The 20,869-nt window shown below is 43.5% G+C and carries 11 protein-coding genes; 1 reads left to right on the forward strand and 10 read right to left on the reverse strand.

Annotated elements, in window-relative coordinates; translation table 11 throughout:
- Positions 1-26: 26 nt before the first annotated feature.
- The 10 genes from MgSA37_RS17880 to MgSA37_RS17925 form a co-directional block, all read right to left on the reverse strand.
- Positions 27-1,823 (reverse strand): alpha-L-arabinofuranosidase, encoded by a 1,797-nt coding sequence (locus MgSA37_RS17880; protein WP_157750620.1) that lies wholly within the window; start codon positions 1,821-1,823, stop codon positions 27-29.
- 105 nt (positions 1,824-1,928) lie between these two features.
- A complete protein-coding gene (locus MgSA37_RS17885) occupies positions 1,929-3,143 on the reverse strand; it encodes an AGE family epimerase/isomerase (protein ID WP_096353836.1) in 1,215 nt (404 codons plus the stop codon).
- Between the two features lie 271 nt (positions 3,144-3,414).
- Entirely contained in the window at positions 3,415-4,608 is a 1,194-nt protein-coding gene (locus MgSA37_RS17890; RefSeq protein WP_096353837.1) for a glycoside hydrolase family 130 protein, read from the reverse strand.
- A gap of 118 nt (positions 4,609-4,726) precedes the next feature.
- On the reverse strand, positions 4,727-6,559 hold the full coding sequence (locus tag MgSA37_RS17895) for a sodium:solute symporter family protein (RefSeq protein WP_096353839.1): 1,833 nt from the start codon (positions 6,557-6,559) through the stop codon (positions 4,727-4,729).
- Between the two features lie 182 nt (positions 6,560-6,741).
- Entirely contained in the window at positions 6,742-7,620 is an 879-nt protein-coding gene (locus MgSA37_RS17900; RefSeq protein WP_232010676.1) for an AraC family transcriptional regulator, read from the reverse strand.
- 141 nt (positions 7,621-7,761) lie between these two features.
- The gene (locus MgSA37_RS17905; RefSeq protein WP_096353842.1) at positions 7,762-8,283 is read right to left on the reverse strand and encodes a carbohydrate binding domain-containing protein; all 522 of its coding nucleotides are present in this window, start codon (positions 8,281-8,283) and stop codon (positions 7,762-7,764) included.
- Positions 8,284-8,451: 168 nt separating this feature from the next.
- A complete protein-coding gene (locus tag MgSA37_RS17910; RefSeq protein WP_096353843.1) occupies positions 8,452-9,735 on the reverse strand; it encodes a hypothetical protein in 1,284 nt (427 codons plus the stop codon).
- 27 nt (positions 9,736-9,762) lie between these two features.
- A complete protein-coding gene (locus MgSA37_RS17915; RefSeq protein ID WP_096353845.1) occupies positions 9,763-11,391 on the reverse strand; it encodes a RagB/SusD family nutrient uptake outer membrane protein in 1,629 nt (542 codons plus the stop codon).
- A gap of 20 nt (positions 11,392-11,411) precedes the next feature.
- A complete protein-coding gene (locus MgSA37_RS17920; protein ID WP_096353847.1) occupies positions 11,412-14,624 on the reverse strand; it encodes a SusC/RagA family TonB-linked outer membrane protein in 3,213 nt (1,070 codons plus the stop codon).
- Positions 14,625-15,344: 720 nt separating this feature from the next.
- Entirely contained in the window at positions 15,345-19,517 is a 4,173-nt protein-coding gene (locus MgSA37_RS17925) for a hybrid sensor histidine kinase/response regulator transcription factor (protein ID WP_096353849.1), read from the reverse strand.
- Positions 19,518-20,049: 532 nt separating this feature from the next.
- Here MgSA37_RS17925 and MgSA37_RS17930 point away from each other — a divergent pair.
- Positions 20,050-20,859 (forward strand): MlaE family ABC transporter permease, encoded by an 810-nt coding sequence (locus MgSA37_RS17930; protein ID WP_096353850.1) that lies wholly within the window; start codon positions 20,050-20,052, stop codon positions 20,857-20,859.
- The last annotated feature ends 10 nt before the right edge of the window (positions 20,860-20,869 follow it).

Genomic DNA, 20,869 nt, shown 5'->3' on the forward strand with positions numbered 1-20,869 from the left:
CAAATTTAACGATATACCGCTGTGTTTTACTTTTTATCAGCCACTAAATAAACTGCGCCGTAAGCCGGAACCGTAACGATGATACCGCCTGAAACCGTTTGCGAGATGGCAGGCACTGTTGCATAAGAAGCCGGGCCACCGGTTTTGCCGCTTGCGGCGCCAACTCCGTTTACGAAAACATTATGCGAAAAAGGTACATTATCAGCACCTCCGTTAAGCGTATAATAATAGTATTTGGCGCCGATAGCATAGTTATTAAAGGCAATATTTACAACATGATCAAAATTGCCCTGGTTTACTAAAACTACACCTGCCTGGCCGGACGAAAAGGTTGACCCATAACTCACAATATCGCTGCTTCCGCTTACGGTTGAACTTACCACCCTGTCGCCAAAATATTTTTGAAAAAAATACATATAATAAAACGCGGGGCGCGGGTTCCATGCAGGTGCTCCCGGCTCGGCGCCGCCGCCTGATGAATTGTTAAACATGCCCATATCATCGCCATTGCTGTACCCGTTGGCCAAATCCCACCGGCTTGCCATACTCACCTGGTTTTTTAACGCCTCGCCCAACACCATTACCGCGTGCAAACCTGCGATATTCGAAACCATCTGGCTGGAACCTGTTGCCTGGATGTTCCATTCATCCATGGCCACAGGCTTTTGTGTTACACCGGCATTTTGCGCCGACGTTTTTACCCAGCTCATCATCGCGCTGGTTGAAGGCGCAGGTGAACTTAATATCACCGTCGGGTTTGAATTCTGGCCATAGGGTGTGTAATAATTATGCACCACAAAAAAATCTGCTGCATTACCGGCGGCGGCCAAAACATCGCGGTTCCAGTTGGTAACGCCGGCATTGTTATTTGCATCGTTGGTTGTGGTTAGTACGATACCTATTTTTATATTATTGTTACCCGCCTGGATGGCAGCGGCACGCATAGAGTCGGCAAAAACTTTAAAATGTGTCCCGTAAACAGTTCCCGTGATGATTGCCGGCTGCCCGTCCTGGTTTTTGGTCGGGTCGATCCGGTAACCGGCTTCCCAGTTGCCGTAATTCTCGTTACCTACTTCCCAATAAGTAGTTCGGCCCTTGTCATACCTCACCCAACTGGCTGCTAAATGTGCAGCGGTTTGAACAGGTGTTGGCCCGGTGCCATAACGGGCATAACCGTAATTCACGGTAATCAGGCCGGTGCTGCTGCTTTGCTGCAACAATTTATAATAGTTATCAATACTAAAGGTCCAGCTTTGGGTATTATTGCCAAACCAATACCCTGCAGAGGAGGCAGTGCCATTTAAATCGGGCAGCGTGGAAGGTGCATCAGCCGGCGCCTGTACATTTCCGTTACCATCACCATTAAAAAAATAAATATCAGAAAGGCTGCCTCCCGGTGCTCTTATGATATTAGGCGCGAGTGCGGTTATATTGTTAAGCAAAATTGAATTGCTGAACGTGGAAGGGTCAACAACCTGACCCATAAACGGGTTGGAATTATTGCCATAAAGCAAGTTGGAAACTTTTGTGGTGATCTGGCTAAGGTCGACAGTTACATTGATTGACCCGGCCGATGGTTTGGAAACACTTTGCGAGGTGGGAGCGGTAAACGTTTTACCCTGCCAGTTATCCAAAAAGAAGCCCTGTGTAGCAGCAACGGATGGATCTGTCCCGGCTACTATACTGCCGCCCGGGCCCGTACCAACGCCGGTTCCGGGCGTTGAAGGTGTTGTAGCTGTTCCTCCTCCCGAATTACCCGGGTCTTTTTTACATGATTGTATCGCCATAAACGACGCCAATAAAATTAATGCTGCTTTTTTCATTTTTTTCATTTTTGACTAAGATTCGTTGGATTTTCAGGATGATAGGATTGATAAAAAGCCGACGATTTAAAATCCTGTCAATCATTTAATCCTACGAATCTTAGTTCAGACAAATAGTCCTGTTCTTTTAATTATCTCTAAACACGCCCTGCTGTTGTGATAGGGGCATTTCCATATACCTGCTTTATCTTCGCCGGGCATTATTTGCCCGTTTTCATTGATGCCCCAAAACCATTCGCCGTTTACTTTATCTAAAATTTTATCTTTAACAAACGCCCAGTTTTTGATGGATAGTTGCAGGTATTTTTCATCGCCGCTTATTTGCCAGGCATTATAAAAGCCGATCATTGTCTCCGCCTGCACCCACCAATGTTTTTCTTTTATCAAATGATCTTTTGCAGGTTCATACTCATACCACAGGCCTCCGTCTGCATCCATACCTTTTATCGTAGCTTCAGCAACCGGTACACTTACCTTTCTCACCTTCGCGATCATGCCCTCATCGCCAATTGCTTCGGCGGCTTCCAGCAAAAGCCATGTTGCTTCAATATCGTGTCCAAAAGATACCAGGCCCGACTTTCTGTTCCAGTTTTCATCAAAAAAAAGTTGCAGGTGGTGGGTTTGCTGGTCAATGAAATGATCGAAAAAGTTATTCAGCAGCAGCCATATCTGCTCTTTCAGCGCTTTATCCGGCCATACCCGGTACAAATTAGTATACCCCTCCAGTACGTGGAGGTGGGTGTTCATCGTCTTTTTTTCATTTTCATCCTTGGCACTCAACCGCAAATCATCTATCGGGTTCCACTCTCTTGTGAAGGCTTCAAAGTACCCTGTTTTAACCGGGTCGTAAGCCTTGCCAACCAGTAAATAATATAATTCAACCGCTTTCGTCCTTGCTGCTTCAATACCCGAGGCAAGGTAATACTCGCTCAGCGCGTAAATGGTAAAAGCGATGGCATAAACCTGTTTTTTGGTATCAAGCGGCGCGCCGGTATGATCAACAGACCAAAAAACACCGCCAAACTCATGGTCCGTAATAAACCTGCCTATATAATCATAAGCGCGGTTCGCCATCTCCAGGTAAACCGGGTTTGCATCATGATTATAGGCAGCAGAAAATGTCCATAAGATCCGGGCGTTTAATACCGACCCTTTTGGCGCGTCAGCTATAATCCGTTCCTGACTATCAATCCTGCCTAAAAATCCGCCATTGGTTTTATCAATCGTATTACTTGCCCAATAATCCAATATGGACTGTAACTCCGTACCCAGTTCCGTCGTGTAGTTATCAATTTGTGACCTTATAGCCTTCCCCTGCATCCTTCCGTGTTATTGTTATTTTTATTTTTTTATAGTTCATTTAAACATTTTTTTTCTTTTACCCTCTTTGCCGCTTGCGGGAGAGAGGGTCGACCAGCGTAGCGCTGTCGGGGTGAGTAAACTCGCCGACATGCATTGGCGCTAATGTCCGCCGGGTTGACTCACCCGGTCTATGCTTCGCTCGACCACCCTCTCTTTTGCAAGCAAAAAAGAGGGTATAACTTCAATAAAACCATATTTTTCTGGCCAATGAAATTGACTCGTTTAGACTTCAGACTAAAGACTTCGGACTTAAAAGCGCCCTGTTGTTATCAATTATCCGGTAAAGGGTACTTACTGATGACGCTGAACGCAAACCATCCGGCGGCGTATTCATTACATAATCCAGCAGTTTATCTACCGTGCTGGTAGCCACATGCATCCTGGTATCCGATGATGCATAATAAATATAAACGGTATCGTCCTCGTCCCTGATCCAGCCGTTGCAGAACACTACATTGGATACATCGCCAGTGCGCTCCGCCCCTTCAGGCGCTAAAAAGTAACCTGCCGGTTTGTATAAAACTTTGGTTAGATCGTGCAGATCGGTCATAAACATATACAGCGTATAACGCAACCCAGCGGCAGTATTGCGAACACCGTGGGCTAAATGCAGCCAGCCTCTATCGGTTTTGATGGGTGTTGGCCCCTGCCCGTTTTTTGCCTCGTAAACCGTATGATAATTTTTATTGTCGATGATGGTTTCTTCATTAACAAAAGCATTTTCCATGGTTGCTGTTAAGCCAAAACCAATGCCACCGCCCTTACCGGCGCTTATAAAACCATCCTGCGGGCGAGTGTATAAAGCATATTGGCCATCCACAAATTCGGGATGTAATACCACGTTGCGCTGCTGCGGCGAGTTGGTGACCAGGTCGGGCAGGCGCTCCCATTTTACCATGTCTTTGGTACGGGCAATACCGCAGGCGGCTATCGCCATGGATTGGTCATGCGCAGGAGCGTCAGGGTCGCGTCTTTCGGTGCAAAATAAACCATAGATCCATCCGTCTTCATGGGCGGTTAAGCGCATATCGTAAACATTGGTGTCCGGTTCATCTGTTTCGGGCATATCCACCGGGTAATCCCAAAAGGTAAAGTTGTTAATGCCATCAGGGCTTTCGGCAACCGCGAAAAAAGATTTACGGTCGGCACCCTCTACCCGCGCTACCAACAAATATTTATCATTCAGCTTTATAGCCCCTGCGTTAAAGGCGGCATTGATGCCGAACCGTTCCATCAAATATGGATTGGTTTCCGGGTCAAGGTCATACCGCCAAAACAGCGGGGTATGTGCTGCCGTTAAAACAGGATATTTATAGCGATCAAAAACACCGTTTCCGGTACCCGCTATTTCATTACGGAGGTCCGTCAGCTGTTTTTGTTCCGCTTCTAATTCTTTTAAACGTTTTTCAAATAGTTGTGCCATTTTTTGTTTTTTTCTATTTCGTAGAGACGCAACACTTTGCGTCTCCATTTTCGTTATGCATAAATTCGTGGTAGGGGCGCAAATATTCCGGGGGCGCAAAATTTTGCGCCCCTACGTGTTAATAATCTTTCAATTTATCCCACCAGGTTTTCTTCAGGATGATGATGATCACCGCCAAAATGCCCACGGTGATCAATAGCGGCATTTTTTGGCTCAATACCAGGTACATGGGCAATATGGTTAAACAACATTGCGCTGCGGTACCTATCACCACGTTGAACATATTAAGCTTAAAGTTTTTATTGGGCTGAAATGATGGGTCATCGGCCAAAACAGCTGCTTTAACCGGCCCCCAAAATCCCCATGGGCGAACATTTTTATAAAAAGACTTTAACACTGATTCGTCCGTTGGAGGAAAAGCATAGGAACCAATGATTGAACCCGCCATAGATAAGCCGAACAATAACGGGAACCAATACAATAACTCACCATCAGGTATAACCAATGAGAAAACCATGGCGGTTACAATCCCTGTCAGCATACCAACAAAAAATCCGGACGCGTTAAAACGCCACCAATGCCATTTCAATACATTTGAAGCAATATACCCTCCATAGAGCGCCGACACGATCCACTGTAAAGTCGTATTTACGTTTTTCATAAAAAACCCTATGAAAACGCCCAGCGCCACAACTACTATTCCGGCAAGATAATTCATTGCGATCGTTCTTCGGTTTGACGCTTTTGGGTTAACGTATTTCAAATAGATATCATTAACCAAATACGCCTGCGCAGCATTCATCGTACCGCTAAAGGTGCTCATGAAAGCGCCAAGTAAACCGGCCAGCAGCAGGCCTACCAGCCCAACCGGTAAAAAGTTATTGATCACCGCCGGCAAGATCCGTTCAAAATCAATCCCTCCTGCGCCATCGCTTAAATTCATCTGGTGATAATAGATGAGCCCTAAAGCAGTGAGGCTGATGATAAGGGTGTAACGGATAGGTAACAGGATGATATTTACAAAACCACTCATCTTACTGGCCTCTTCAGGCGAGCGGGTGGAAAGGATCTTCTGCATATCATAATTTGGCGCCGGGCCTGCCAGGGCCGCAAAAAAGCCTTTAAAAGTCATCATCATGAAAAACAGCCCGAAAAGCGAATACCCGTCGCTTTTTATTTTATCATTTACCTGGCGGATAATACCCGACCAGTTTAAATCCAGGTGTTTGCCAAAAAACGGACTGAACCAACCATCCGGCACATTTAAATGATGGCTGCTTAATTGCCCGGCGGCAATAAACCCTATCCAGATACAGGCTACCGTCATGATACCGTATTTGACCATATCGCCTACTACAATGCTGTGCATACCGCCCAGAATGGAGTAAAACATGGCAAAAAGGGTAAAAATTATTCCATAAACATGCGGAACGTATTGCGGCGCAACATTAAAGGGAATATAACCCTTGATCATGTCCCAGGGGACAAATATTTCGATGAACTTACCGAGGCCGATAAAGCCATAGGCCATAAAACCAAGGCAGCTCAACAGCGCGAAGGCAATGACCACCACCTGTGAAGCATTAACCCCGGGACCGCTTTTGCCAAAGCGGGTGGCCAGCCACTCGGCGCCGGTGGAGGCATTGGAGCGGCGCAGCCAGCGCGACAGGTACATCATTAAAAATACCTGGTTAAATACCGGCCAAAGCCAGGGGATCCAGATACTTTTCATGCCGTACACAAAACACAGGCTCACCATCCACATGGTGCCGCTGATATCAAACATGTCAGAGGCATCGCTTAACCCCAGTTTATACCAGGGCAGCGATTTACCGCCAAGCATATAGCTCTCCTTGTTTTGCCGGGCCTTTTTACGATACCACAGCCCAATAAATATGGTACTTGACAGGTAGAGCGCAATAATGGCAATGTCAATGGGATGGAGCTTCATTTTTTAATTTGAAAATGTGTTGATTTGAGGATTTGAAAATTGTATTTCAAATGGGCTATAATGGCAATTACTAAAGTAGATTTATTGACAACCATTTTATAATACTTTTTTAACCATAAATTTCAATTTATTTACCATACAACCCATTTTCAAATTTTCAAATTGCCAAATCTTCAAATTGTCTAAATAAAAACCCGGTTACCGGTATAGGTCTCCCTGAATTCCTTCGGGATACACATCTTCTTGCGTTTAAAGATCCGGTTGAAGTTGGAAATGTTATTAAAACCGCATTTATAGGCAATTTCAGCAACCGTTGTGGTGGAATCGATCAGCATCCTTGAGGCATGACCAAGCCTGATCTCATTTAAACTATCAATAAATGTTTTGCCGGTGCGCTTTTTTATAAAGCGGCTAAACGAAGCTTCCGGCATATTGGCTATCCTGGCCACCTCTGCAAGCGTTACCTGTTTATTATAGTTATTGTTCATATGCTCAAACACCTTTTCGATACGGCGGCTGTTGTAATAAAACTTTTCATTAGTAAAACTGGAATCCGACAGCGTTTTCATGTTCCTTGAGGTAGAAAGATCATGAAGTATTGACAGTAACTCGAGCACAGAATCGAAGCCGCTTTTTTTATCCAAATTAAGCACCCTCTCCTTAAGCGTGTTGATGGTTTCCTGCGAAAACACGATACCCCGTTGCGAACGCTCCAGCATATTTTTTAAAAAGCTCAGCTGGTTCCTCTTTAAAAATTTCTCATCAAAAAGATCTTTGTGAAACTGGATGGTAATCTCGGTTATCGCCTCACTCTGGCACTGGTTGGTAAACCAGGCATGGTAAAGATTAGGGCCTATCAGGGCCAGTTCCAGGTCATCAATTACCTCAATGTGGCCGCCCACTACACGCTTCGCCCCTTTCGCGTTCAGTATCAGGTTAAGTTCGTATTCGTCATGATAATGAAGCGGGAAGTCAAATTTCTTTTTTACCCTGGAAAAAATAGTAAAGCAATCGCTTGGTGTCAGCGGGGTAATTTCGCGCATTACATTGCTTGTCATCATAAGTAATTTAGTTATACAAAAACATCGTTTATATGATACGAAATTAACAGTTTTTTTGGTGAGTTGTTAATGGCGAGTAGTGATTGGTGAAATGTGAGCCATGAATTGTTAAATATTTTATAAATCCCTATTCACTACTCACTATTCCACCTTCACCGCCGAAACGTCATCAACCAGCATAGTACCTGATGCATTTCCCATGGCAACAAGTATTTTAAAACTATATGCCTTATCAGGCATTTTTATTGTTTTTTTGTAAAAGGTCCAATCATTGGTGCCCGTTATTTGGGCAATATTAACGCCATCCTTCATTTCCTTATCCTGGCTATCTAAAAACACTACCGTAAAAATTGCCCCATCCCAATCATCTTTACCTTTTACAACATTGGTAGTTGCTATCCAGGCACTAAACATAATGTTTTGCACTTTTTTCGGGATCTCAACAATTTGGTCAATACCTACCCAGTTACCGGTATTATGGGTAACTATGGCGCAGCTGTATTTCCCGCTTTTAAGGTTGTACGGCGTTTGCATGGCGCCATTATTATTCCAGCCAAAAAATTCATCCTCGAAGCCACCGTTCAGCACCATGTTTTTTTGCGCCGGGGCACTATTAACCATCAGGAAGATGATAAAACAAAAGGTTAACAAATAACTTTTCATGAGCATGCGCGATAAAAAAAACGCCACCACCGGCCCAGCCTAAGCTTCCAGCCGGCGATGGCGGCAATTAATCAACTATTATGTAAATCCTCATTATTTACACTTTTATCTTTATCGTTATTTATAAAAAAACGTGGCAATGCTATGGTACTTTTATTATTTTTCAACTTATTTAATAAAAGCAACTTCATCAAAATAATAGGTTTCGTCAACATCAGCAACGGAGTTCTGACCGCTTTGAAGGAAGAACCCTAAGTTGTTTGCAGTGGCACCATTCGCCCAAAAATTAAGCAGGGTTGAAGTTTGCGAATAAGCAGTAGATGGCGCCGTAAGCGGGATTTTTACAAATGTCCAAACAGTAGGAGGCACATTAATGATCTGAGCAGCATAGGCATTTTGAACGGTTACCTGGCCATAGCCGTTAACTGTTTGATTACCTGTTAAAACAAGCTTATGGGCAACGGTTCCGCCTTTAACCCAAAACGTTAAATATTTATAAGCGGGATCATATGCAAAACCAGGCCACCAGTTGGCAAAGCCTTCAACCTTCCAGCCACCTGCGGGGAAGCTTGCTTCGGCAGAAGCGGTACCGCCAACGGCGTGTGCCGTACCTGTTTGTATCCCGGACGGACCCGCCCATGAATTATCGCCCCATCCATTTTGAAAACTATTGTTAAACACAATGGTATAGGCATTATCCAGATTATTAAACACCGCCGTGGAAGCGGTTTGGGCATTTGCATTTGAACCCGACGTATAAGTAAACAACAATGTTGACTCGGTTGCACTGCTGTTTGCAGGGGCCTTCAGTACCAGCGTGCTGTCATTTTGAGACACGATTGACATGGCTTCGCCGGTAGCAAGCAATTTAACGGCACTTACAGAGGCAAATCCTTTACCACTGAGCGTAAGCTGGGTATTTGACCAAAAGTCAAAATCAGATACCTGGAGAATGGTTGGCGGCGGAGGCAATGTTGTAAATTTATACGTTACCGAACCATGCAGGGTAGTAATCACTATTTCATTTGGTTGCGGTTGTACATAAGGAATATTATTTGGCAGGGTGAAGATAATAGCATTGTCACTGCCCAGGCTGCGGTTATAATAAACGTTAACCCCATTGATGGTAAGTTTAGTGGCGCTGCCCAAATTTGCTCCATTTATCTTATACATGGTACCCAAATTACCCGTTGCAGTAGTGGAGTCAAATGCCATTACCGATGTATGGTTTAAATTGGTATCAAGCACAGTGGTAACAATACCTGAGCTGCTATAAGTGGTTGTGGACTGTATAACGGTATCCGTTTTGTATTTATTAATAGTTTGCACCGACGATATTGTTGGCGCTCCCGTGCCCGGGGTATACCCCAGGCCGCTTTGCTTTTTACACGAAGCCATACCAAATACAGCCAACGCCGGCAGTATCCAGTAATAAATTTTTGATAGTTTCATTTTCTTTTTTATATAAAATGTTTACAATTATTTAAATACATATTTTACAGGCGCTTTAATCAGATTTGGGTCGGCAGCTGACTCCAGCACCGGCACCGGCAAGAAAAAGTTCGCGTCAACCGGCGTTAAATGCTGCGAATAAATCACCGGGTTATTGTCGGCAGTAGTGCTGTAAGTTCCTCTTTCCTGCTGGCTTATAATTGAGATGGCTGTTGGGTGATGCGTAGGAAAGGTTGCCGATCCTTCTTGCTGGTAACCGTCAATCCGGCATAAATCAAACCAGTAATCCTGCTCAAGCGCAAATTCAAGACGCCTTTCGCGCAGCAGGTCCGCGTAAGTGAACGAAGTAACCGCCGGCACGCCAACGCGCTGCCTAACCATATTAAAGTATGTTAAAGCGGTAGCATTTGAGGTGGACGCTGTTAACGGGATACCGGTACCGGCCGTTGCGCCCGATTCCTGGCCTAATATCGCCTCAGCTTCAATCAATAACACATCGGCAAAGCGCTCAATATAAGTATTGTTGCCGGCTGCCTGTGCGGCACTTTTACCGCCGTTATCGGCAGGCGTACCGACAACATATTTTTTTGCCGCGGCATTTTGATTCTGCGCGCTTCCGTTTACAGGGAAACGGTAACCGCCTGCTGCCGCATCCAGGTCGGGGTAAAAACTCCCGGGCACCATAATGGTAGCATGCCTGCGGATGGTATCTCCGCCTTCGGCTTTAAACGCATTTTGCAGATCGATAGTGGGGCCAAAAACAGCATACCCGTCGCCTGTACCTGTGATGGTACTGTTATACGCCCATGACGCCTGTATGGAATTGCCATAGTCATAGCCCGCTGTCGAGATCCATTGCATGGCCAAAATACTTTCTTTATTGTTGTTATTAGCAGTTTGGAACAAGTTTTCGTAAGTTGGCAAAAGTGCAAACTCGCCACTGTTGATCACCTTTTCGGCTTCTTTTTGTGCATTAACGTAGTCCTGCATATACAGGTAAACTTTCGCCAGCATTGCCGATGCCGAACCACTATCGCCGTGCCCGGTTTTTGCTGTACCCACCGAACAGTTGGCTTCCGCATATTTCAGGTCTTTAATTATGAAAGTATAAACATCGGATATCGGATTAGTTGGCACTGCGTCGGAATTATTGACTTCCTGCAGTGGATTTTCAACTATCGGTACGTTTCCAAAAACGCGCACCAGGTAAAAATAGGCCACCGCACGCATTAAATGGGCCTCGCCAAGGGCATTGTTTACCATTGATTGCGGTACACCCGGTATGGTTGCAGCCATATTGGTAATTAATCCATTGCATTGGGCAACCACGGTAAATGGCGAATCCCAGGCGGCCAGCACTTCGGGGTTGCCATTTGGAACCGACCAGTTAAAAAAGGCGTTAACGTCCGACGAATAGGTAAATCCGTTGCCGCTCGACAATTCGGTAAGCGCCCATCCCGCTTTGTTATTCCAGCCAAACCATAACGAGCCATACAAGCCATTAGTGGCGGCCTGTACCTGTGCCGTTGTTTGATAATAATTACCTACCGTTACCTGTGACTGCGGCGGACGGTTAAAAAAATCCTTTTTGCAACCGGCGGCAAGTACGCTCGCCACAAGCGCCAGTCCTGTAATGTATTTTATATGTCTTTTCATGTCAAATTTCTTTAATAAATTTAAAACTGTGCATTAACTCCCAATGTAAAAACACGGGGAGACGGATATCTTCCCATATCAACATTCATTAAAAGCGGATTTTCATTAAACGCACCTACTTCGGGATCAAGGCCCGGGTATTTAGTGATTACAAACAGGTTCTGTCCGGTTACATATACTTTTAAGCTATTCATCGCCACGTATTTAGCCCATCGTGCAGGCAAATTATATCCTAAACGCGCGCTTTGTAAGCGAAGAAAAGAGGCGCTTTCCAAAAATCTGTCAGACATCACCAGGTTGGCATTGGAAATACCTGCACGTGGCGCCGGGATATTTGAATTGGGATTGCTAGGTGTCCAGAAATTAGCTGTAGACGCTAACTGGTTGGAGTAAAGGCTTGACAAACCGGCGGTTTGATATTCAAGCACATCCAATATTTTGCCGCCGTATGAGCCATAGAAAGAAAAAGACAGATCAAAATCCTTGTATGTGAAATTATTGGTAAACCCATAGGTAAAATCAGGATTAGGGTTACCAAGCGGTACCTGGTCATTTTCATCCACTTTCCCATCATGATTGGTATCGGCATATTGCAGATCTCCCAGCCAGATCGTATTGCCCTGGGCGTTGCTAACCACCTGCGGTGAAGTGCCGGTAACATTTTGAGGATGGGTAGACAGGTATTCCAATTGCGCCTGTGTTTTTACTACGCCCTGTACTTTGTAACCAAAAAACTCGCCTTCCGGCTGGCCAACTATCGTTTTTGTGGCAGCCAAAGTAACATAAGACGTACCTACTGATTGCGTGATCGCCGGCGCACCACTTAATGAGGTTACGATGTTAGAGTAATGTGAAAATGTTAAAGTTGTGTTCCATTTAAAATTCTTAGTAGCAATGTTGCGGCTGTTAATAGTAAACTCAAACCCTTTATTTTCGATATTTCCGGCGTTAATGTAGGGAACTGCAATGCCGCCCGGGTTATCGCCATATTCGTTAGGCCCCCCTAAAAGGTAATGAGGTAAAGGTTTGGGGAACAGGAAGTTTTTGGCTGTTTTATCATAAGCATCAAAAGTAACATCTATGCGGTTAAGCAGCGTTAAATCAACACCCAGGTTTTTTTGAATAGCTGTTGCCCATACAAGGTTTGGATTTGCAACGTTGTTGATCAAAAATCCGGCGCCAAATGCAGTAGGTATGCCTTTAAGTGATGCACCATACACATATTGCGGCACATTTGAGTTGCCTGTTGTACCATATCCCAGCCTGATCTTGATATTATCAGCAATGCTTTTTACGCCGCTCATAAATGACTCTTCAGATAGCCGCCATGATACTGCTACACCCGGAAAATAGCCAATCTGTTTGTTTGGATTTGGGTTAAAATTTGAACTTTGGTCGCTACGTATATTGGCAGTAATACTGTACCTGTTGTTATAGGTATAAATTAAACGGCCGATGTACGATTGCATTACCTGTGTGCCTATTTGTTCGCCAATAGACGATGCCACCACATTAGCCAGCGCTATACTCTGAACATTATTACCGGCAGGAAAGCCGTTGCCCGAAAGCGGCAGATAATCGTAGTTTGATTCCCAAACTTCACGGCCCGCCAGGGCAGTAAGGTTATGCTTGCCCCAGCTGTGTGCATAGTTAAAATATTCTTTCCAGCTCCAATACGTGCTGTTTGTAATTGCCCGGTTTAACGTTGCATTATCGTTGTGATACGTTTGGTTGATATCGGTTACACCAGCAGCACCGTATTGATAAGTCGGATTAAACGTTTGACCGTTGGCCCAGTTAAAATCTCCGTCAAGTTCGGAGTGAAGGGTCAGGTCCTTAAAAAACTTAATATCGGCGTACATGTTACCGTTTATCTCGCTCCTGGTTAATGTATTGGTAATATTCAGGGCCTGCTGAACCGGGTTAGGGCCGCCTTCAAACTGACCGTTTATATAAGCCGGACCGGCAAATGAACCATCGGCGTTATAAACTGCCTGATCGGGCGCGGCTAACAATGCATTATAAATAATACCGGTATTGCTACCCAGGCCAACGTTTTCGTCGCTGCGCATGGCGCCAAATACGGTTCCAATTTTTAACCATTCTTTTACCTGCGAGTTAACTACGCCACGGAAAGAGTAACGGTCGAAATTATAACCTAAAATTGTTCCATCCTGTTTAAAGTAACCGCCCGAAATATAGTAGTCGGCTTTATCGCTGCCGCCTGATACACTCAGGTTATGGCTTTGCTCCATCGCTGTCCGGAAAATAGCCTGTTGCCAATTGGTACCGGAGCCCAAAGCACTTGGGTTGGCAAATTCGCCCCTTGGCGTTGTGCCGAAAATAGCCGCAAGTTTGTTTTCCAATACAGCATATTGCTGCAGGTTATCTACATCCAAAAACTTACCTTGTTTTTGCATGCCTACATAGCCATCATAACTCACTTTGGCGCTTCCGCTTTTACCACGCTTTGTGGTAATCAAAATAACGCCGTGTGAACCCCGGCTGCCGTAAATGGCGCTGGCCGACGCATCCTTTAAAATGTCGATCGACTCTATATCATCCGGGTTAAGCATGGACAGCGGGCTTACCGTAGTCTCCATATTACTTGACCCCGGACTATTTAATTGCGCACCGCCGCCGTAGCCGCCTTTTGCATCACCGTCAACCTCTACCCCGTCAATCACATATAAAGGCTCGCTTGAACCAAATTCCGTGATCCCGCGGATATGGACAGACGTTGCACTGCCTGGCTGGCCGGAGTTTAGCGTAACGGTTACACCCGCAGCTTTACCCTGCAATAGCTGATCGACAGATGGCAGCGGGATATCCTGTATATCTTTGGCGCTAACCGAAGATATGGCTCCGTTTACATCTCTCTTTTTTTGCGAGCCGTAACCGATAACCACTACATCCGACAGCGCTGTTGAGGACAATTGCAATGCCACATTAATAAGCGCTTTAGCACCAATAGCTACATCCTGTGCATCCATTCCAATGAATGAAAATGTAAGTACCTTGCCACCGGCCGGTACCACTATGCTATACTTTCCGTTTACATCGGTAGCTACTTTTGTTTGCGTACCCTTTACAGTAACCGTTGCGCCCGGAAGTGTGACGCCTTTATTATCGGTTACTGTACCTTTGATCACTGTCCCCTGGTTTTGCGCCATCACACCGGCACTTATTACCATGGAAAGAAACAGCAATGCTATTCGTAGAATTTTTCCCATAATGATTTGTTAATTGAAATTGGTTTATAATATGTATTGTTTGATGCACTATTGCTGCCCGTTTTTTGTCATATAAAAAAGCACGCCGGCGTTATAACCTGATCAATCAAATTGCCGCCAAACAGACTTTGAAGCCTCAACAACGCTTCAAAAACTTTCACTAAAATTTATAACTTATTACTTAGGCTTTGTTTTTAAACAATTGGTATCGCACCTCATGTTCATTTTTTCATTATTATGAGGGTAAAATTATATGCTAATAAAAGCCCGGTTGTGGATAAATAGGGGCACAAATGTCAACCTTAATTAAAATATTGATTATCAATAAATTAATTACAATAATTCGTAAACAAGAGATCAAAAACAGGTGAATTATTGACAAATGTGCACCCCTGTTGACTGTAAAATAGTTTTTAAAGTGGTATTATAGTACCATAAGCAGCTGGCTATAACTCCTGGCAGTTTGATGAGTTGCAGAAAGATTAACCGCAGCGGCTTGCACGACGAGCAGATTAACCAAACTGAATAGCGTTTAACACACCGGACTAGGGGGAAGTTTAATAAACTGAATAGGCCCCTTTTGCAGCGCGTCCATTAACGTAAGGGAGGCTTTATTTTTTTGAGAGTGCTATTAGGTGTCTGATATTGGCAGAAAATATAACGGAAGCGAAAGTGTGCCGGCGACCAATGTCACTAAGGTAAAGAAGGTAGCCCCTATGGCTAGGCAATCTCCTCTTCCTGTACACTTTCCAGGTATTTTGACGGGATGGTATTATATTCTGCTTTAAATGATTTTACAAAGTACTTCTGGCTCTTGAAACCAACTTTATGGCAAATTTGTGAAATGGTTAAGTGCCCGGTCTCCAGCAGTTGGACGGCTCGCTTAAGGCGCATGGAGCGTACCAGTTCGTTTGGCGTTTTACCCGTCATTGCTAATATTTTTTTATAAAGCGTATACCGGCTTACAAATACTTCACTGCTCAATTCTTCAACAGAAAAATTCGGGTTCGAGATGTTATTGTCTATTAAAAGCAGTACCTTTTTTATAAACAGCTCGTCAGGCGAATCCACCTGCATTTCTGTCGGCGAAACGTCAACCTGCTTGGTATAGGTTTTTCGCATATATTCCTGCTGGCTCAGTATATTCCTGATCTTTGATTGCAGGATCTCGAAATTGAATGGCTTGGTCAAATAATCAGTGGCCCCTGTCTCCAGGCCTTTTATCTGCTGGTCCTCCCCTATCAGGGCAGTCAGCAAAATAACCGGGATATGCGATGTACGCATATCATTCTTCAACTTTATACAAAGGTCAATGCCGTTCATTTCGGGCATGCTGATATCACTCACAATCAGGTTGGGGTGTTGAGCCAGCGCTTTTTGCCAGCCTTTTTTCCCATTTTCGGCCTCGATGATATTAAACGATGCCTTTAAATTGTCTTTTATATAAAACCTGAAATCTTCATTGTCTTCAACCAGTAAAATGGTTGGCTTTTTTAAGTCGCGGTTTTCCTTATGGCAGCCATTAAGTTTATTGGGCGCCTCAGCCGGCATAAAATCAAGTGAATGATCCAGCAACAATCCGGTATCGGTAAACAGGCTACTGTTCAATTGCCGTACCGGAAGTAAAACAGTAAAGCAACTGCCTTCGTTAAATTCACTTTCAACTGTTATTTCGCCCCCGTGCAGCTTCACAAACTCCCTGGTGATAGATAAACCTATCCCGCTGCCTGAGTTAAGCATTGACCCCGGGATATCATTCTGGAAAAACGGCTCGAATATTCTATCCTGTTTATCCGGCGCAATTCCGATACCGGTATCAATTATCCTTATCTCCAAAATCTTATCATCATCGCCATCCTTCGTTATCAAATTAAGCAATACACTTACTTGTCCGCCTTCAGGAGTAAACTTATAGGCGTTTGAAAGCAGGTTAAATACGATCCTTTCAATTTTATCGTGGTCAAAACTGGTGTAAAAGGAAGCTGTCTCCGTATCAAAAAGGAATTTAATGTTTTTCTGATCGGCAATATCTGTAAACGCGTAGGACAGGTCTTTAATAAAATTTACAATATCCCCATTTTTTTCATGCAGCTTTAATTCCTGGTATTCCATTTTCCTGAAATCAAGTAACTGGTTTACCAGGTTTAACAACCGTTTGGCATTCCGGTTAACCAGCATCAGTTGGCGCTGAATATCAGGTTCCGAAATCTGCTTCAATATTTTATCAACCGGGGCCATTATTAATGACAGGGGAGTACGGAACTCGTGGCTTACGTTGGTAAAGAACTTGATTTTCATCAGGTCCAGTTCGTGCATCCGGTGTGCTTCTTCCCGTTCTTTTTCTATGGAGAACTGTGCCCTCAGTTTTTGTATTGCCCTTTGCCTTAAATAAAGAAGCGCACCTATTATTGCCATGGCATATAAAATATAGGCCCAGGTAGTTTTCCAGAAAGGGGGAAGGATACTGATATTCATAAATTCAACCCGGCTATTCTTCCAGTTATCCCCGCTGGTTGCTCTCACTTTAAAAACGTAGTCATCCGGATCCAGGTTTGTATAGGTGGCCTTCCTTATCCTGTTATCAGCATTGATCCAGCCTTTGTCAAACCCTTCCATCATATACTGGTACCTTACTTTCCCGGGATTGAAATAGTTAAGCGCCGCAAATTCAATGGCGAAGACATTGTCGTTGTATTTTAAATTCAATGATTTAAGGCCGGTAATTGCTTCGGGTAAAATCACTTTCCCGTTTATTTTTTCGCCAACTTTAACACTTTCGTTAAAAACCTGAAAATCAGTAAATACAAGGTCAGGTACATTTTGGTTGGTATAAAGATTTGATGGTTTGAAGATATTAAAACCATTGCCCCCGCCAAAAAGCAATTCGCCTTCGCGTGTTTTAAATGAGGAGTTTTCGGTAAACTCACGGCCCTGCAAACCTTCAGTTTCATCGTAATTGGTAAAATGAAACTTAAGGGCCGCCCCGCTCCTGTCTACGTTGATATCTGAGATACCATTCAGCGTGCTTACCCAAATGTTACTTTTATCATACTCCTGCAGATCGATCACCGTATTATCCGGCAGGCCATCCTGCCTGGTGATGTTGGTAAACCGCCCGGTTTTATAATCAAACACACTCAAGCCTTCGCGTGTGCTTACCCATATTAAACCATAACTATCTTCCATTACGTTATTGGTACTGTTATTGATGAGGCTATATGGATTTTTGTCGTCGTGTATATAATGGATAAATTGATGTGTACGCTTAAGCAAAACATCAACGCCATACGAAGTAACTACCCATAGGTTTTTATGCCGGTCGAGCAAAATCTTACTGATATAATTAGAATGAATGGCGTTTTCTTTCGAATTATACACATAATGCGAAAAAGTTTGTGTTTTGCTGTCGAAAACATTCAATCCCGCCGATAGCGTGCCAACCAGTAAATGGTGCTCATCATCTTCGGCAATTGAGCAAACGCGATCGTCAGAAATACTTCCCGGTATTTTGTCGTCATGTTTAAAGTGGGTAAAATGCTGACCGTCAAAACAGTCGAGCCCCCCGAAATAGGTGCCTATCCATAATTTCTGATCGTGACTGAAGTATAAATAAACCACCACATTATTACCCAGGCTATTATTGTCAGCTGCATTATGCAGGTAAGTTTTAAAAGTTCCGTTTTTCCGGTCGAAACAGATAAGCCCGCCGCCGTTGGTGCCAATCCACAGGTTGCCTGTTTTATCTTCAGCGAAGCTATTGATGTCGCTAAAGCTCAGGCTATGCGGGTCAGAGAACGGATCGGCCAGGTGATGTGTGTATAAAGGGAATTTGATGATACTTTGGTGATAATACCCAACGCCCTTTTTGTATGTACCAACCCAAATAATACCGGTGTAGTCATGATAAAGCAGGGTGATGCTGTTTTGGCCTATCGTTTTGTTATCGTCTTCGCGGTTGAGCAGGTATTGGATTTTAAAATCATGTTTATTAAGCAGATTTACCCCGCCATGATCCGTCGCGATCCAGATCCTGTCTTTATCGTCCTGTATAACACTTGCAACTACATTGGTATTTAAATGGGCATTATCGGGCCCCTTATCAATATGTTTAAAAATGCCATTTTTTACATCAACAAAATACACGCCTTCTGAGTAGGTAGGCACATAGGCCCAGATACAGTTTTCTTTATCAATGAATATTTTATAAGATGCATTCTGCTCAGCCGACAACTTATTAAATACCTGCGAACGGTACGTAATTTGCAGGCTCCGGGGATCCATGCGTTCCAATTGCCCGTTGCGATAGGTGAGCCAGAAATCCCCCTGCGAATCCTGTCCAAGGTCAGACACTGTATTTGAACCTATCGTTTTTTTATCTGCCGCGGCATGCATTAAGTGAATAGTTTTATGACCCGCGGGATCAAATTTGAATATCCCCTGGTTTACATGCAGGAACCAAAAATTGCCGGCCCTATCCTTTTTTATGGCGGTAATATACCTGTCGGGGATATCAATTGTCCGCAAATAGCGGGTAATATTATGATCAAACTTTTCTGTAGCCGGGTCATAGATATTAAAGCCATTACGGGTTTCAATCCATAGTTTGTTTGCGGGTCCTTCACTTATACTTACAATATAATCACCATCAAGCGAGGTGGTATCGTTAACCAAATGCTTAAATATCTTAAATTTATACCCATCATACCGGTTTAAACCCGAAATGGTGCCAAACCACATAAAACCCCTGTTATCCTTAAATATGCAGGTAACATCGTTATGTGATAAACCGTTGTTGATATCAAGATGCGAAAACTGAAACTGGTTGTTTTGAGCGCACAGGAAAGTAGCCTGCAGCAACAGCAAAAAAAACAGTGTTAAAATTTTACACTTCATAAATGTATTTTTTCTATCAGATGCCCGCTTATTCAGGTGAATAAAACTTAGGTTTGCAACGCGTAATTCTATTACCGGGATTCAAATTAACCTAATAAAAATGGTTAAAACAGGTATTACCTTACAATTAGTATTTTTACAATAATACCCCTGCATTAATGTTGATTAGCACAGAGAGTTACTTTTTTAAAAATATATTTTAAAGAAAAACGATGTATAATTGACAATTATCAAAAATAACAGCATTTAAGAAGTTGGCTGTAATAGTATTTTTACATTTCTTAATTTAAAATTAACCCGTGGAAAGCAACAATCTGCCTTTAGTAAATCAAAATCAGTATAATATACGGAATTGGTAATAATACTTTTCCTTCAATTAACAGGTAAGTTTTTGAGGTTTATAAATTACTTTTAAAAAGTATGGTCATCCTGTTTTTTCACAATCGGTGTAATTACCAATATCAGCAAAACAACCTGTGAGTTTTTTTGTAGTAAACGCATTACATTTAGCGCTAAAAGCTTGTTATAATTAATGGATTCATCAAACAACATAGAAGAACCTGTACATAAAAAACGAAATGGCTTTAAAAATAGCCTGGTAACCTTTTTTGCCGATCTTTATAAGATCCACCTGTTTATCGTGCGCTTTTTTAAAGAGGCCTTCGTGCCTCCCTTTGAACTAAAAGAAGTGGTAAGGCAATGTTACGAAGTTGGCGTGCGCTCCTTAACGTTGATTAGTGTAACAGGTTTTATTGTAGGTTTTATTTTCACCAAGCAGGCTCGCCCTTCGCTGGCAAGTTTTGGGGCAAATTCGTGGTTGCCGTCATTGGTTTCCATCGCCATTATGCGTGCATTGGCACCTTTGGTTACAGCATTGATCGCATCAGGCAAAGTGGGATCGAGCATCGGCGCCGAATTAGGCTCCATGCGGGTAACCGAACAAATTGATGCCATGGAAGTTTCGGGCACCAAGCCCTTTAAATATTTAGTGTGTACCCGTGTGCTGGCCACTACCCTTACCCTCCCTATCCTGGCCACCTATACCGCTTTTATAGGTTTATTGGGTGGTTATTTAAATGTAAGCCTGGTTGAAGGCATCAGCTATACCGCATTTGTGCAGGATTTTTTTCAGCCCCTGGTATTTCTTGATTTTACAGCATCACTTGTAAAATCAATCGTATTTGGATTTACCATCGGCATAGTAGGCTGCTATCAGGGTTACTTTTCAACCAAGGGAACCGAAGGCGTTGGTAAAGCCGCAAATGGCGCTGTTGTTACCGCTATGTTTTTAGTTTTTATTGAAGAAGTGATCATCGTACAAATAACCAATAACTTCCGTTAATGAGTGCCCT

Origin of the sequence: Mucilaginibacter gotjawali (assembly GCF_002355435.1) — a bacterium.
Taxonomy (GTDB): Bacteria; Bacteroidota; Bacteroidia; order Sphingobacteriales; family Sphingobacteriaceae; genus Mucilaginibacter; species Mucilaginibacter gotjawali.